This window comes from Synergistaceae bacterium (assembly GCA_017444345.1).
In the GTDB taxonomy this organism is placed as follows: Bacteria; Synergistota; Synergistia; order Synergistales; family Aminobacteriaceae; genus JAFUXM01.
This window is the reverse complement of sequence record JAFSWW010000069.1, coordinates 1-16279: the sequence shown is the minus strand read 5'-3', so window position 1 is coordinate 16279 and position 16279 is coordinate 1. Positions and strand designations below refer to the sequence as shown.

16 protein-coding genes are annotated in these 16279 nt (G+C 38.9%); 15 read left to right on the top strand and 1 reads right to left on the bottom strand.

The genetic code is table 11. From position 1 onward, the window contains the following. The 3 genes from IJS99_04870 to IJS99_04860 form a co-directional block, all read left to right on the top strand. The coding region (locus IJS99_04870; protein MBQ7561148.1) for a hypothetical protein at window positions 1-433 on the top strand (433 nt) is incomplete at its 5' end. A 49-nt stretch (window positions 434-482) separates the two neighbouring features. Continuing rightward, window positions 483-1031, top strand: a complete 549-nt coding sequence (locus IJS99_04865; protein MBQ7561147.1) for a glutathione peroxidase — start codon at window positions 483-485, stop codon at window positions 1029-1031. Between the two features lie 16 nt (window positions 1032-1047). Continuing rightward, window positions 1048-1368, top strand: coding sequence for a thioredoxin family protein (locus IJS99_04860; protein ID MBQ7561146.1), 321 nt, complete (start codon window positions 1048-1050; stop codon window positions 1366-1368). Window positions 1369-1414: 46 nt separating this feature from the next. On the opposite strand, the gene IJS99_04855 is transcribed toward IJS99_04860, so the two are convergent. Further along, entirely contained in the window at window positions 1415-2584 is a 1170-nt protein-coding gene (locus IJS99_04855; GenBank protein ID MBQ7561145.1) for a glycosyltransferase family 4 protein, read from the bottom strand. Between the two features lie 343 nt (window positions 2585-2927). Here IJS99_04855 and IJS99_04850 point away from each other — a divergent pair, with 343 nt between their 5' ends. The 12 genes from IJS99_04850 to speE form a co-directional block, all read left to right on the top strand. After that, window positions 2928-3464, top strand: a complete 537-nt coding sequence (locus IJS99_04850; GenBank protein ID MBQ7561144.1) for a TIGR04076 family protein — start codon at window positions 2928-2930, stop codon at window positions 3462-3464. Between the two features lie 54 nt (window positions 3465-3518). Further along, window positions 3519-4496, top strand: coding sequence for a C4-dicarboxylate TRAP transporter substrate-binding protein (locus IJS99_04845; protein ID MBQ7561143.1), 978 nt, complete (start codon window positions 3519-3521; stop codon window positions 4494-4496). A 72-nt stretch (window positions 4497-4568) separates the two neighbouring features. Continuing rightward, entirely contained in the window at window positions 4569-5093 is a 525-nt protein-coding gene (locus IJS99_04840) for a TRAP transporter small permease (GenBank protein ID MBQ7561142.1), read from the top strand. Window positions 5094-5290: 197 nt separating this feature from the next. Next, entirely contained in the window at window positions 5291-6553 is a 1263-nt protein-coding gene (locus IJS99_04835) for a TRAP transporter large permease (protein ID MBQ7561141.1), read from the top strand. A gap of 72 nt (window positions 6554-6625) precedes the next feature. Then, window positions 6626-7846, top strand: coding sequence for a threonine/serine exporter family protein (locus IJS99_04830; GenBank protein MBQ7561140.1), 1221 nt, complete (start codon window positions 6626-6628; stop codon window positions 7844-7846). Between the two features lie 303 nt (window positions 7847-8149). Then, window positions 8150-8983: a hypothetical protein gene (locus IJS99_04825; protein MBQ7561139.1), complete on the top strand. Its 834-nt coding sequence runs from the start codon at window positions 8150-8152 to the stop codon at window positions 8981-8983. 3 nt (window positions 8984-8986) lie between these two features. Further along, complete coding sequence (locus tag IJS99_04820) at window positions 8987-9889, top strand: hypothetical protein (GenBank protein ID MBQ7561138.1); 903 nt, start codon at window positions 8987-8989, stop codon at window positions 9887-9889. Window positions 9890-9909: 20 nt separating this feature from the next. Further along, a complete protein-coding gene (locus IJS99_04815) occupies window positions 9910-11034 on the top strand; it encodes a hypothetical protein (protein ID MBQ7561137.1) in 1125 nt (374 codons plus the stop codon). A 51-nt stretch (window positions 11035-11085) separates the two neighbouring features. Beyond that, complete coding sequence (locus IJS99_04810) at window positions 11086-13578, top strand: AAA family ATPase (protein ID MBQ7561136.1); 2493 nt, start codon at window positions 11086-11088, stop codon at window positions 13576-13578. A gap of 27 nt (window positions 13579-13605) precedes the next feature. Continuing rightward, the gene (locus IJS99_04805) at window positions 13606-14268 is read left to right on the top strand and encodes an endonuclease III (protein ID MBQ7561135.1); all 663 of its coding nucleotides are present in this window, start codon (window positions 13606-13608) and stop codon (window positions 14266-14268) included. 46 nt (window positions 14269-14314) lie between these two features. Then, entirely contained in the window at window positions 14315-15505 is a 1191-nt protein-coding gene (locus IJS99_04800; GenBank protein ID MBQ7561134.1) for an FprA family A-type flavoprotein, read from the top strand. Next, on the top strand, window positions 15502-16279 hold a 778-nt coding region (speE, locus tag IJS99_04795), incomplete at its 3' end, for a polyamine aminopropyltransferase (protein ID MBQ7561133.1). The genes IJS99_04800 and speE, both read left to right, overlap by 4 nt.

Genomic DNA, 16279 nt, shown 5'->3' with positions numbered 1-16279 from the left:
TCCATATGTGAAGGAATTTAAAGATTGCTGCAACTCTGAAATAATACCTGCTTTTAGATGGGAAAATGGAAAAATTTTCGGAATTGGCGGTGATGTTGAGAGAAGCAAAAATTATGAATTTATATATATCCACCTTCAAAAACGCGCAATGAAATTTACTCCCGGTCTTGAGAATGAAGACTCTTTCTTGATTGTACCGAATGAATTTATACGAGATCACGAGCTTTCAGACGAAGAAATAACGGCCTTCACAACTCCTAACGCAGAATATGAAAAAATTTTATGTACAAAATATAATTCATTTTATCCAAATACTAAAGGCTTAAGGAGATTAAAAGATTTTCTTAAGAATGATACAGGCTACAAAATTATCATGTTTAAGAAATTGATAAATAAATTACTCCGGCGGAAACTCGCAAGTCCCTATGTATGATATATAATAGTCATGAAATAATATATTCAAATCGGAGGAAATTTTTACAATGAGCACAGTTTATGATTATTCGGTCTACACGACTGACGGCAAAGAATGTTCCCTCTCTAACTTCAAAGGCAAAGTATTATTAATCGTCAACACAGCGACGGGCTGCGGGTTTACGCCTCAATATGAACCTCTCGAAAAAATGTACGAGGCATATCACGACAAGGGACTCGAAATTATTGATATACCCTGCAATCAGTTCGGCGGCCAAGCTCCCGGCTCTGATGAAGAGATTCACTCATTCTGCACTCTTCACTATGACACGAAATTTGACCAGTTCAAGAAGTCAGACGTTAACGGAGCAAATGAATTAAAGCTGTATACTTTCCTGAAGAGTCAAAAAGGTTTTGAGGGCTTTGATCCTGACAACAAATTAACGCCCGTTCTTAATGACATGTTAGGGAAGGCCGATCCCGATTTTGCAAAGAAGCCCGATATCAAATGGAACTTCACGAAATTTGTAGTTGACCGCGCCGGAAATGTTGTAAAACGCTTTGAGCCTACTACAGATATGGCAAAAGTTGAAGAGTGCGTGAAGTCGTTATTATAATTCAGGAGGCTTTATAATGTCAGTAAAGATTATAACCGGTGATAATGCCGCCGAGCTTGAGTCAGCAAAAGTAGCCTTCCTTGATATTTCTGCGACATGGTGCGGGCCCTGTAAGATGATTGCTCCGGTAGTTGAAGAGCTTTCAGAGTCGCCTGATTTTGCCGGACGAGTCGAGTTCTTTAATGCCGACGCAGAAGAGAATCCCGCACTTGCTAAGAAATTGCGAGTCATGAGCATTCCCAGTTTAATGATTCTCAAAGAAGGCAAAGTAACAGCGCGTAAAGTAGGCTTTCAGTCAGCACCGGATTTGAAGGCATGGATTGAAGAAAATATTTAAAAATTTGTCCCTCCTGATTTTATTTTATGCGGGAGGGAGTTTTATTTTATTCGCGGGTTAATATTTCCTGATAGAGTTTATAAATTTCGTCAGTGTTATGTTCAAGCGAGAAATTTTTTACTGCCCTTTCACGCGCTTTGCTGCCCATTTGATGGAGTAATTCAGGATTCGTGATAAATTTTTGCATTAATTCGGCTAATTTTTCGGAGTCGTCAAGTTCACAGATAAAGCCCGACTCGTTATTAATAATTTCAGGAGTCGCCCCCGTGTTCACGCCTATAACGGGCATATAATTAAGCATATACTCAACAGTAACGCGCCCGAATGCCTCACGCCTTGAAAGCATTAAGCCAACGTTCATATTTCGCAAAATTTTATTTATGTCGTTATGAAAGCCTAAAAATTTTACGCAATTTTCTAAGCCGTTCGAGCTTATAATTTCCTGTAACTCGTTAAAATATTCGCCCTCGCATGAACCTATTATGTTAAGAATAAATTTATCTGCTGAATCTTTTAATTTCACGCACGCATTTACGGCCATTAATTGATTCTTAGTTGTAGAGATTCCGCCGATTATGCAGAAATTTACTCGGTTATCATGTAAAAATTTTTTCTCGTATGAATCAGGAATCTTGACTCCGTTGTAAATTATTCTTGTGTTATCGGGACTGCATAATTTGCGCTCGTTGACGTATGAGTCATAAATTGATTTTGATATTGCTATATTTGCGCTTGATCTTGAGTAAGCTTCTTTAACGAGTGAAAGGGGATCTTTATAGTCAATATTATAGTCGTCAATTCCGTAATCCCTGAAGTGCCATATATGCGGGAGTGATAATTTTTGTGCGAGTCCGTCGCCTATGTTTATTCCGCTTGCGTTCGTGTGAATGATGTCAAATTCTAAATTTTTTGTATTGAATAATTCTATTATACGCAATAATCTCAAATAAGCCCTTACTTGTCGGGGGTAATAATTAAAGCACATTTCTAATTCTCTAAGTGAACGGATTTTATAAGCGTCTTCCCAGAATTCAAATTTTGAGATAATGACTTCTATATTTTGAGACTTGAATTTATCGGCGAGTTCATTTTCTGAAGGCATTAACACGACCGGAGAAATTTTATAGCGTTCTCTCATGTCAAGAATTAAATTTATCATTGAGATTTCTGCTCCATTGCCCGGCGTATCTTGATGTGTTATATATAGAACCCGCATTGTAATTATTCCCCTTCACGTGAAATTATTAGAATTCTAGCATAATTTATGATGTGTAGACGAGATATTATATTTTTTGCACTGAATATTATAAAATTTTGCCGATGTCATTGCCCCCGGCGCGTGATGTGTTATATATAGAACTCGCATTGTAAATTATTCCCTTCACGTGAAATTATTAGAATTCTAGCATAATTTATGATGTGTAGACGAGATATTATATTTTTGCGCGTTTATTTTTGCATAACATAATTCAGTATAATATGCGAATCTTTCAGGGCTTAAATTTTGCTATAATATTTCGCGTTATTCCATAAAAAAATTTTTTCAGGAGGCTTTAATTTTGCAGCATAAGTGCCGAGTTACTGTAATTGACAAAAAATGTTATAAAGATTTACAGGCAAAATATCTCGCAGACCCGGAGTCCGGCATGTGTCCATTTTATAACGTGGGAGATACATTCATATTTGAACGCTATGACGATAAAGACGACTTTTGGCGCGAGGGGAACGGGACTCAATGTGCTGAGGCGTGGGACTGCATAAGCCGTTATATTTATGTAGCTTTACAGGGCGGCTCAATAATGCGCAACTGGACGAATGACGAGCGACTCATGATAGCTTGCTGCAACGATGGAACGAGGCCGGTAATTTTCAAGATTGAGCGGATAGACTACAAAGTTTTATATATTTCGGGAATAAATAACGAGCTTGATAATAAAAAAATTATTGACTCTCTCATGCAAATTAACGGAGTCGATTCAGTTAATGTGAAAGCAAAATTTATTGAGGTCATATTAAGCGGCAAAAATATTTCTGATGAGGCCTTAATTAACGCGGTCGAGTCAGCAGGAAATTATAAAGTTTTACAGGTGGAGTGAATCCCGGTTTAACTGGGTTCAAAAATTTATATTTATTTTAGGAGGCATTTATTTATGAAAAAATTATTTGCAGCTCTAGTTTTAACAAGTTTGCTTGTGTCAGGTGCATATGCTGATGCAGTCTTACAAATCGGCTTCGAGAATTCAATCACGGAACCGGTCGGGCAGGGACTTCAAAAATGGAAAGATTTACTTGCAGCCCGTAATACTGGATTAACTATTGAATTATTCCCTGATTCACAGCTTGGAAATAAGACGGATTTAATTGATCAAATGCTTCTCGGTGAACCTGTTATGACTCTTGCTGACGGTGCATTTTTCGCGGATTACGGCGTGCCTGATATGGGAATAGTTTTCGGGCCGTTCCTGTTTGCTAACTGGGATGAGTGCTGGAAATTGATTCAGTCTGACTGGTGGAAAGAACAGTGCGCAAAACTCAACGAAATGGGCATTAAAATTGTCGCAGCTAACTGGGCATATGGTGAAAGGCACACACTCACGACTAAGCCCGTTAAAACAGTTGAAGATTTGAAGGGTTTGCAAATTCGAGTTCCCACGAATCAGATTCAGACAAAGGGATTTGAAGTCTTAGGAGCTACACCGGTCGGGATGAGTCTCGGCGATGTCTACACGGCATTACAGCAGGGGACAATTGACGGCGGCGAGAACCCATTAAGCACTCTTTACGGACGCAAACATCATGAAGTCGCGAAATTTTTAATACTTGACGGCCATGTTTTGAATTTCACAAACTGGATTTGTTCGTCTATGTGGTTTGACGGACTCACACCTGAACAGCAAAAGGCACTTGTTGAGACTGGCTACGAGGCTGGAGTCTATAATAACGAACTTCAGGCAAAGGCAAATGATTATTATCTTGACCTCATGAAAAAAGAGGGCGTAACAGTTGTAGTTCCTGATGAAAAAGTTTTAGAAGGTTTCAGGACAAAGGCGCAGGATTTCTACAAACTGGGTGCGACTTTCAAGTGGTCAGACGGGCTTTATGACAGAGTCAAGGCAGCAATGAAATAATGATTTAATTTTCAGGGAATGAGCCTGCGGGTTTGTTCCCATTTTTTTATTTTGCGAGGTGAATATTTATTTATGGCTACAAAAAAAGCTAATCCATTAATAAAAATTTTATGCAATCTTGATTTAATAATAGCGTCAGTTGCTTTGATAGTCTTAACTCTGATTACTAGCGTGGGAGTCTTTAAACGTTATGTAATGAACGATCCGATTTTATGGCAGGAAGAAATTTCTGCGTTTTGTCAAGTATGGCTAATTTACATGGGCGCGAGTGTAGCTTTTAGAACTGGGAGTCATGTCGCTATAGAAATGCTTGTAGACTCACTCCCTGAGAAATTACAAAAATTTATGGGCTATGTAATTGATTTAATAGTGCTGTTCGTGCTAGTTTTCTTGCTTACTAAATCACAGGCTTATATTGCTCAAGTTTTCGGGCGTTCAGGAAGGCCGACTCCAATTTTGAGAATTCCCTATATTTACATTTACGGAGTCGCTCCATATGGGTGTGCATTAATGATCGTGAGTTATTTTGTCTCGAAATATGCGCCCTTGTTCACAAAGTCTATAGAGATTCCGGAAAGTGAGGCGGCTCAAGAATGATTAACGCTTTAAATTTGAGTATTGCCGGAGCAGCTGCACTCGTTATATTATTGCTTGTCTTAAAGCGTCCGACTCCTGTAGTAATTCTTGCTGCTATTGTGTTATTAGTCGGAGTAAATATTCAGTGGGTCAAGCCCTATCTTGAAATCTTAGGCAAAACTTTAGGCACAAATACAGTTTTAGGAATTTCGGCTGTCATGATGTTAGTCTTGTTATTCTTAAAAGTCCCTGTTTTCGTGTCAGTATTCGGCGGCTCATTGATATATTTCTTGCTGAATCCGGGCATAAATCAAATTATTTTCGGTCAGAAGGCAGTAACGGGCACCGAGAGTCCTTCACTCTTAGCGATTCCCTTTTTTGTATGTGCCGGCACGTTTATGAATTATTCAGGAGTTACGAATAGAATCATGAATTTCTGTTCAGCTATAACGGGACGAATGCCGGGGGGACTTGCGCAGGTCAATGTGTTATTATCGACTTTGATGGGCGGTTTATCAGGTTCGAACTTGGCCGACGCAGCTATGGAAGCAAAAATGTTAGTTCCCGAAATGGAGAAACAAGGCTTCTCTAAAGAATTCAGCTCGGTAGTTACTGCAGCAAGCGCAATGATTACGCCGTTAATTCCGCCGGGAATCGCTATGATTCTTTATGGGTGCATTGCTGATGTCTCAATCGGAAAATTATTCATGTCGGGTATAACTGTCGGAGGCTCGCTGTGTATTGCCATGATGATTCTAGTTCACATAATATCAAAGAAACGCGGTTATATGCCGATTCGTGATAGGGCTATGACGTGGGCGGAACTCTGGGAGCATTTGAAGCCGGCATTACTTCCCTTGTGTTTACCCATTATTATAATCGGAGGAATCAGACTCGGAGTCTTCACTGCAACTGAAGCCGGAGCAATTGCAATACTTTACGCGATAATTTTAGGTCTGATTTACGGTGAATTGAGCATAAAGGGAATTATTCAAGCCTGCAAAGAGACTGTATCAACGACGGGCGGGATAATGTTAATAGTTTCTGCTGCGTCCGTGTTTTCATGGGTATTGACTAAAGAAAGAATCCCCCAGCAATTGACAGAATTTATTGTGTCGATTTGTCCGAATAAATATGCGTTCTTGATTGCTGTAAATATTTTTGTTCTGATAGTCGGAATGTTCATAGAGGGCAACGCAACAATGATTGTATTAGTTCCCTTACTGGCTCCAATTGCGAGACAATACGGAATTGACGAGATTCAATTTGCTATGATTTATATATTTAATAACGCGATCGGGGCACTTTCTCCGCCTATGGGTACATTGATGTTCGTTACATGTTCAGTTACAGGGTGCAAGACAAAAACTTTCATGAAGGAAGCTATCCCGTTTTATTTATTATTAGTCGCGTTGTTATTCTTATTGACTTTCTGCCCGCCAGTTACTACAGCAATAGTGAAATTGACTTATGGAGGCTAAAAAATTTTTCTCGGCGTGTGATTCGTTCATGCGCCATTTTTTTATAAATAAAAATTTGGAGTGATTTATTGAATGCTTGAAGATGTATTAATATTCTGCGTAAATCTCAGCCGGCAATTAATTTTATCAGGTGCAAATCTTGAACGCGTCCACTTAGCTATAAATTTTATTTGCAAAGCATATAAATTACAGGACATCAGCATATTTTTATTAAGTTCGCATATTTCAGTCAGTGCAAGTGATTTAATAGGCCGTTATTCGTCAAGACAAGCGTCAATACCTCCTGCGGGAATTAATTTAGAGAGACTCCGGAGCTTGAATCAATTATCTTATAAAGTTACTGAAATCACACCGAACCCGAAATTTTTAGATAAAATGCTTTCTCGTGCTATGAACGTGAGAGAATATAATGATTATATAATTATTCTTGGCCGGATTATTGCGATGTCGTCTTTGAGCTTTATATTCGGGGGGAGCTTGCTTGATTTAGTGCCTGTTATTTTCGTTACAGTTATAATTCATTTCCTGCTGATTTTTTTCGAGAAAAGCGGCCTAGATAGAATCCTTGCGAATATATTAATCATGTTTATAGCTGCTTCATTTGCTATATTATTTATTTATTCAGGACTGGGCGAAAATTTATCTGTAGTCTTAATCACAGTCTCAATGATAGTAATTCCAGGAATCCCCCTAGTAAATGCTATGAGTAATTTACTTTGCGGCCATGAGAATAACGGGATTTTGCAGATGTTGAAAATTTTTATTGAGACTATGGCACTCGGTTTAGGTATGTATATTGCTTTAGTAGTCTTCAAAGGTTATGTAATGATGGGCGTTCTTGATCCTTCAAAAGTGAGTAATTATTTATTGATTATATTTTCATTTTTTGCGTCGGTGGGTTTTGCTATAGTATTTAATATTCAAGTCAAAGATTTATATCTCGCAGGACTGGGCGGAATGTTGACCCGAATCGCTTTAATTCTGCTGGCACCGTTTAATTTTAATAGAGTGCTTTATATGACTCTCTCGGCTTTAGTTGCTGCTTTATATGCCGAATTCTTTGCTGTAACACGCCGGCAGCCTTCTACATTTTTTGTATATCCTTCGATAATTCCGTTAATTCCCGGAGATCTATTTTTTCACTCAATATCAGGACTTTACGCCGGAACAGCTGAATTTGTTTATAATAATGCGCTGAATTGTTTATATTCGCTTTTAGGTCTGAGTCTGGGATTTGTTTTGTGTTCGACTATATCGCACTATGTCCGCCGGATTAGATATTCAAGAATATGAAGACTTGCGCAAAATTTTTATACTCGCTTATGAGAGTCGATTTTATTTTATGTTCGTGATTTATATATTTACAGAGTGAAGGCCCCGCGCTTATACTCGCTATTAAGTATGAGAGTCGATTTTGTTTCATGCTAATATTTATGGAATATGAAGACTCGCGCAAAATTTTTTATACTTGATTTCGCATTATACTTGACGAGTAAAATATTCAAGAATGTAATTATATAGAATTAGACAGAAAGCAATAATACGCTATAATGAGCAGGAAAATAAATCATAAAAATTTGGCAGGTGAAAAAAATTTTGTCCCTAAGTTCAGGCAAAAATATAATAATAGCGTTGAGTCTGTGTATGTCATTATCAAGTGCAAATGCTGCCGAACGTCTTGTAAATATGCCGGACGGAGTAATTTTGCGCGGAGCTCGTAATTATTCGCGAGTCGTAATGACAGCTTACCAGAAAACTTACGCTATGAATTTTGACATATGGCAGCCTCGTGATTTGCCTTCAGGATGGTACGCAACTTTTGACGGTTACCCGGTCGCTCAGATTGCAGAAAATCGCTGGGTCTACGGAAAATTAGGCGTTGACGGAGCAATAAGGCCGACAAATATTTTAGTAGGTTCAGTAATTCCCATGAATGAGCCCGAATTATTAAGAATTGCCGCTGTGTGGTCATATGGCCTGCCGATTGAGCACCCCGAATTTATGAAGATCCGCGAGAAAAATTGCAACCGTATGGGCTGGCTTAAATATGGGAGCGTAAATACTTTAATTGCATGGCATAATTCACGAGTCGGCGTTTGGATTTGGATGGGCAATAAATGGCGGAAATTTACCCCTGAGTCCGGCGAATATACATGGGAAATGTTAAAGCGTCTTGAATGTCTCATAGCTGAAGAGTTAAGAAAGAATAATGTTTATTATTATGGCTCTGAGCCTTTAGAAGTCGCAGATTTAGCTCGTAGATGGGGCTATATATGGGGCGGCCAAGTGATTTTAACGTCAATGCGTGCTTACTGGGAGTCAGGCGGCGCAGGAGATTCTGTTACTTCAATGCAGAGTAATAATAATAGCGGCAGTAATAACAATAATCCGCCCGAAAATAATAACGATGGACAATGGGACGTTGATTAAATCATGAAGAGTAAACAAGACAGGATTAAGCAGCTTTTAGGAATGGCCTATAACACAACGAGTTCGGCCCGTTCGCTTGCTATAGCTAATCAGATTTTAGAGATTGACTCAGAAGTCCCCGAAGCATTAATGATTAAAGCCGATAACACCGAGAATGATAATTCACGTGCTGATTTAATAAAGCGCGCTCTTGAATCACTCTCAAAAAACGGCAGCACTAACCCTGAAGATAAAGATTTATTATTTGTAGTCTTGAATCAGAGATTAGCATTTACACTTTTTACGCTGGGGCAATTAGACGAGGCTTTTATTTCCTGTGAAAAAGTTTTAGAGTCAGATTGCAGCACTATTGAAGATGACGAGGACGAAGATATTAACAGGAACGCAACGAAAGCACTATATTATCGTATAATGCTGGCTCGTCATGAATGGCAGAAAATTTTAGCACAGACTATGAAAGATTCTGAACGTTCACCGGCATGGGCTTATTCAAGATTAATTGCGGCGTTTATGCTTTCTCCGGAAAATAATAGAAAGATTCTTTGTGCAAAAATGTTCTGGGATGCTTTAATTCTTGCGCCTGAAATACCGTTTTATATGCTTGGATATTCGCCCGAACCTGATGATGACGCTAACCCTAAAGATTTTGAAGAGTTCAATTTTGCCGTGATGTATTATGACACGCTTTCTATATCTGAAGAGTTTTATAACTGGTTTTCACGCGGAGTAATTTTATTTGGATTATTGACTAATAGATTTGATTCAAAAGAACGTGAATACGTGCTTGATGTTCTTGATACACTGGGAGGCTATGAAGAATACGAGCAAATGAATAATATAATACTGGAACGCGAGGACTCGGCAGTAATTGAGGCTTTGGCGGCTCATAAGTGTTTGACGCGGTAATAAATGGAGTTTTTCATTTCATGATCGATAAAATAAGAGTTGCATTTAATTATTTTGATGTACATGACACTGATTCATTATTGACTATGCTATGTATAAAAGATATTAAGATTGCAGATAGAATCGTGCTCGATAATGAGACTCCTGATTATGTAATAGTCTCTGATAGGATTTATTTTAAGCCTGAATACGAGAAATCTTTAAGGAAAATTTTGACTGATAATAATCACAAGCCGATTTTAATAGGTTTCATGAGAGAAGCAATATCACCGGATTTGAATATATTTGACTATGCTATATGCTGGAATTGGAAATTTTCATATAGGGACAGAGTCGCGAGAATTCCGCCGCATATTTTTGTCGGAGATAGTAAAGTGATTATGCCTGAAATGACTAATAATTTAACCCAGTCTGAAGCAAAAAATTTACTAGGCAGCAAAAAACGTTTCTGTAATTTTATTTACTCAAACGCATCTGCAGATTCTATCAGGAAAAAGATATTTGATATTTTATCGCAATATAAGCGTGTAGAATCGCTCGGAAAATATTTAAATAATGTCGGTACAGTTATAAGCAGTTCTTGTGATTGGCAAGAGTTAAGCATTAAAATCAAGAATCACTATAAATTTTCTATTGCCTGCGAAAATGCTAGCTTTGACGGCTATACTTCCGAGAAATTATTAACGAGTCTTCAGGCTCATACAGTGCCCATTTACTGGGGGAATCCCTACGTCTCAGAAGAATATAATCCTGAAGCATTCATAAATGTAAATGATTATAATAATATTGAAGATGTAGTTAAACGCGTTAAAGAAATTGACGAGGACGACGATTTATGGGCATATATTGTTAGCAGGCCTTGGCAAACTGACTCGCAAAAAAAATATTCTGAGCAGGAATACAAGAATTATCAGGATTTCATGACAAATATTTTTTCACAGCCATTAGATAAAGCACGCCGGGTAGGTTCAGGAACTTGGCCGGAATTGTTTTATAAAAACTGGTTTCTTGACCGTCATTTAATGGGTGATACGAGATTTTTATACAGACTGCGCAGATTTATAAAGACTCCGAGCAGATTGACGAATAAAATAAAGAAATTAACATTACCGGAAACAGATATAGACGAATTCTTTAATGAATAAATAAGGAGAAAATTTTATATAGTGAACAGGAAAATTAATATTTCACAGCAAATTTTATCAAAGCGGAAATTAACAGCTGACTCTTTACGCAAAATTAAACCCGTCGAGAGCTGGAAAATTTCTTCAACAAATGATATTCACATCGTAAAGCCCCGCAAGCCTGAAGGACTACCCGGCCAGCAAAGAGCAGTCGAGGCTATGGAATTCGGACTCGCTGTAAATGGACGAGGCTATAATATTTTCTTAGTAGGTCAGCCCGGAAGCGGCAGAACTAGTTACGCCCTTGAAAGATTACAGAGTAAAGCCCAGACTCTTCCTGCTCCTGATGACTGGCTTTATTTATATAATTTCGACAAGCCCGGAGAGCCTCTTTCTGTGTCAGTCCCGGCAGGTAAAGGCAAAAAATTAGCTGATGACCTCGAAGAACTGCTAAAAGATTTAAAGATTACTATCAGCAAAGCATTTGAACAGAGTCAATATGAAGACGCAAAGGCCTCCCACGTGAAAAAATTTCAGGAAAAAGCCGGCTCAATCATGGACAAGTTAAAAGCTAAGGCAGCTAAAGAAAAATTTTCACTCAAGAGAACGCCGCAGGGATTTATTAATATTCCCTTAATTGCTGATAAGGACGAGAACGGCAAGAAAATAATACGCGAAATGAAGCCCGAAGAGTATGAATCTCTTGACTCAGAACAGCAGAAAAAATTTCAGGAGGCCAGCGAGAAAATTTCTCAACGTACTTTACTGGGAATGCGTGAAATTCGCGACATGGAGAAGGCACTCAAGGACAAATTAAGCAAGTTAGAGGCTGAAATCTGCAGAGCTGCAATAACTCCGTCACTAAATGAAATTTGCGAGAAATACTCAGGCAATGAGCAATTATTAAACTGGTTCGCAAAAATGTCTGATGACGTTATAGAAAATTTCGGAGCTTTTGTTACTGCCGCACGTGAAGAAAACGCAGAAGTCGATTTTACCCGTTATCAGGCTAATTTATTTGTCAGCAATGACCCCTCAAAAGGTGCTCCGGTAATATGGGAGACAAATCCGACTTATTATAATTTATCCGGACGAGTCGAATATGAAAGTCATCAAGGCTATTTATATACTGATTTCAGGAAAATTTTAGCGGGGGCATTTCACAAAGCTAACGGGGGATTTCTTGTATTAGACGCTGAAAAAGTTTTAATGAATTTCATGGCATGGGAGTCAATCAAGCGAATTTTACGAACTGGCGAGGCAGCAATTGAGAATTTAGGCGAACAATACGGCGCTCTTCCTGTTGCGTCATTAAGGCCGGCTCCCATAAAAATGGACTTGAAAATTATCATGACAGGCACCCCCTATATTTATGAGTTACTGCAGTATTATGATGCTGAATTCAGCAAAATTTTCAAGATCAAAGCAAGTTTTGATGTCGACATGCCCCGTAATACCGCAAGTGAAAAGCGTATGGCAAAATATATCGCTGAAGTTATCAAGCGCGAAAATCTCAAACCTTTTGACTCGTCTGCACTCTCTGAAATTATAGAATGGTCAAGCCGTGAAGCTGAAGATCAAAATTTATTGTCTATTGATGTCGGGCATTTACGCGAGTTATTAATCGAGTCTAATGCTTGGGCTGATATTGCCGGGAGAAATCCGGAACTCGTAACCCGTGAACATGTAATTAAAGCCATTCAGCATAAAGAATACAGAGCCGGACTCTATCACGATAAATTATTGCGAGCGTTCGGCGATGGTATATTCAGAATAGACACGGACGGCGAGTCAGTCGGGCAAATTAACGGCCTATCAGTGATTGATTTAAATGATTCGAGATTCGGCCACCCTTCAAGAATTACCGCAAATGTTTTCATGGGGCAAGAAGGAGTCGTAAATATCGAACGTGAAGTAAAAATGACCGGGCCCATACATAATAAAGGCTTGATGATTCTTTCTAGTTATTTAGGCCGCAAATATGCTCAAGATATGCCCTTGAGTCTTAGTGCTCATATTACATTTGAACAGAATTATTCAGGCATTGAAGGTGATAGCGCGTCATCGACTGAATTATATTGCTTGCTGTCTGCTTTGTCGGGGCTGCCATTGAAACAGGGAATCGCCGTAACTGGTTCAGTAGATCAATTCGGGAATGTTCAGCCGATCGGGGGAGTCAATGAGAAAATAGAAGGCTTCTTTGAGTTCTGCAAATTAACCGGCTTAACAGGAAATCAGGGAGTCATGATTCCAGAGTCAAATATCAGGCACTTAATGTTAAATCCTGAAGTTATTAATGCAGTGAGAGACAATAAATTTTCTATCTGGGCAGTAAAGACAATTGATGAGGGAATCGAGCTTTTAACGGGAGTTCGTGCAGGCCGGCAGAAAAAAAACGGCTCATACAGTGATGATACTGTTCACGGACTCGTTAAAGCAAGACTCAAGAAAATGCTCGGTGATAGTATCAGACTCGAAAAGAAATTCGGCCGTGATGTCAGAAAGAAGCGCAAGAAAACTCAAACGCCCGAGTCAAACTCTGAGCAATCACAGAATCAAGAGTAATTATTTATTATTTAATTATTTAGTTAGATGGAACATATAAGCAAAATTTTTTACACGCTCGATAAACTAGAAGAAATCTATCATAATGAAGCCTGTCCGCCTGAACTTGGACACGATGAGCCTTTGGACGGGCTTATTTTGACTGTATTGTCTCAGAACACTAACGACAAGAATCGCGACGCAGCATTTACACAGCTGAAAAATTTATATCCAACTTGGCCGGAAGTCGTGAAGGCAGGAGCTAAGAATCTCGAACAGGCAATCAAGACAGCGGGGCTCGGTCATACTAAAGCAGAAAGAATTATAGAGATCTTGAATAGAATTTATTCGGATTTCGGCGAGTACTCAATCAAGAAACTTGCAAAATTTACCTTTCACGACATGCGAAAATATTTGCGTGCTTTACCCGGAGTCGGTGCTAAAACTGTAAATTGCGTAATGTTATTTGATTTCAAGCTGCCTGCATTCCCAGTTGATACTCATATTACAAGAATTATTAAGCGTCTTGAGATTGAGCCGGAAAATGCATCGCCTGAAGAAATCTCGCGCTGTCTTGAGTCAATCATACCCGATGAAAGGTGCTTAGGCGGTCATGTGAATATAATCGAACACGGCCGGAAAATTTGCCATTCCCGCAAGCCTGATTGTAAAAATTGCGTTCTCGCTGAAATTTGTCCGAGTTTATATTAAAATTGTTGCAGTATTTTATTTCATAGAAGGGAGAAATTATTTAAACATGTACGAAGCAATACAAGCTAATAAAGATACATGGTGGGTAGGAGTAAATGATTATGAGACGGATTTATTTGAGTCATTATGGCCGCTGCCTCAAGGTGTAGCATATAATGCCTATGTCATAACGGGTACTAATGCAACAGTAGCTATTGACACAGTAAAAGGCCCTTGGCTCGATGAATATATTAATAAATTAACTCAAGCACTCAACGGGCGGGCGTTAAATTATCTCGTAATTAATCACATGGAACCCGATCACGCCGGATTAATTGCCCAGCTTAAAACAAAGTGGCCGGCTCTAAAATTTATCGGGAATGCTAAGACTATGCCGTTACTCAAAGGCTATCACGGAATCGAAGACGATATTATAACAGTGAAGGACGGCGAGACTCTCGACTTAGGCGGACATATTTTGAAATTTGCTACAGTTCCTATGCTTCATTGGCCTGAAAGTATGGTAACTTTTGACGCGTCAACGGGCGTATTATTCTCTAATGACTCATTCGGGGGATTCGGAGCTCATGAGGGCGGAATCTTTGACGACAAAAAAATTAAATCACGCTGGGAAGATGAAATGTTAAGATATTACGCCGCAATCGTAGCAAAATATTCAAACATGGTACAGGGAGCATTAAGAAAACTCGGAACTCTTGAAATAAAAAATATATTCCCGTCTCATGGGACTCTATTCAGAGAAGATATAAAGCAGGTTATAAATCTTTATGACAAATGGAGCAGGCAGGAAGGCGAACAGGGCGCAGTTGTCGTATACGGCTCAATGTACGGAAATACAAGACGAATGGCTGAAGCTGTTTGTGCAGGACTGGGCGGCGCAAAAATTAAAGATGTCAGATTGTATGATGTATCGCGAGCTGATATTTCATGTGTTTTGCGTGATATTTGGCGTTATAAGGCTCTTGCTTTGTTAGCTTGCACATATAACACGTTATTATTCCCGCCTATGGATGCTCTATGCTCGAAATTATTAAATCGTGCGCCCAAGAATAAATTTTTAGGTATAGCAGGCTCTTACAGCTGGAGCAAGGGAGCATTAACAGCTTTACAGGTTTTCGCCGAAAAAATTAAACTCGAAAAAATAGGCCCTGAAATTGAAGTATTTACTTCGCCGACTAGTGAAGATTTAGCTAAATGCTTTGAACTCGGTGTAAATTTAGGTGAAGCAATCTCATGAGCGATTATGTAACAAGACCTAAGAGATTTAATGATTTATGGCTGACTGAGTATAGTACTGATAATTTGACGCTTTCACTCAAGATCAAAGAATATATACACTCGGAAAAAACGCAGTATCAGGAATTATTAATAGCTGACACCTACGAATACGGGCGGGCTATGATGTTAGACGGAGCATTTCAATTAACGGAGAAGGACGAATTCTGCTACTCTGAAATGATGGCTCATGTTCCATTATGTGCGCACAAGAGTCCCGAAAAAGTTTTAATTATCGGCGGCGGAGATGGTGCTATTATGCGTGAAGTATTGAAGCATGATTGTGTCAAGAAATGCACATTAATTGATATTGACTCAAGAGTTGTAGAATGCTCAAAAAAATATCTGCCTTTTGCCGGGTGTTCGTTCAGTGATTCAAGAGCTGATTTTAAGTGTATGGACGCAATGAAATTTATTCGCGAGACTTCAGAAAAATTTGACGTTGTTATTATAGACAGCACTGACCCTGTAGATTTTGCGGCGGGATTATTTCAGTCAGGATTCTATGAAGACGTAAAAAGAGTAATGACAGCTGACTCAATGATGAGCGAATTGACCGAGTCGCCCTTCACAGATAAAGATTTAATGCAGCAGGCTTTACGAGAAATGCGAAAAGTATTTCCGCTCGTAAAAATTTACTGGGGAGTAGTGCCTACTTATCCGTCGGGAATGTGGACATATGGACTCGCTTCAATGAATAATAATGACCCGGCCAAGCCTTTAAGAAATGTGAATA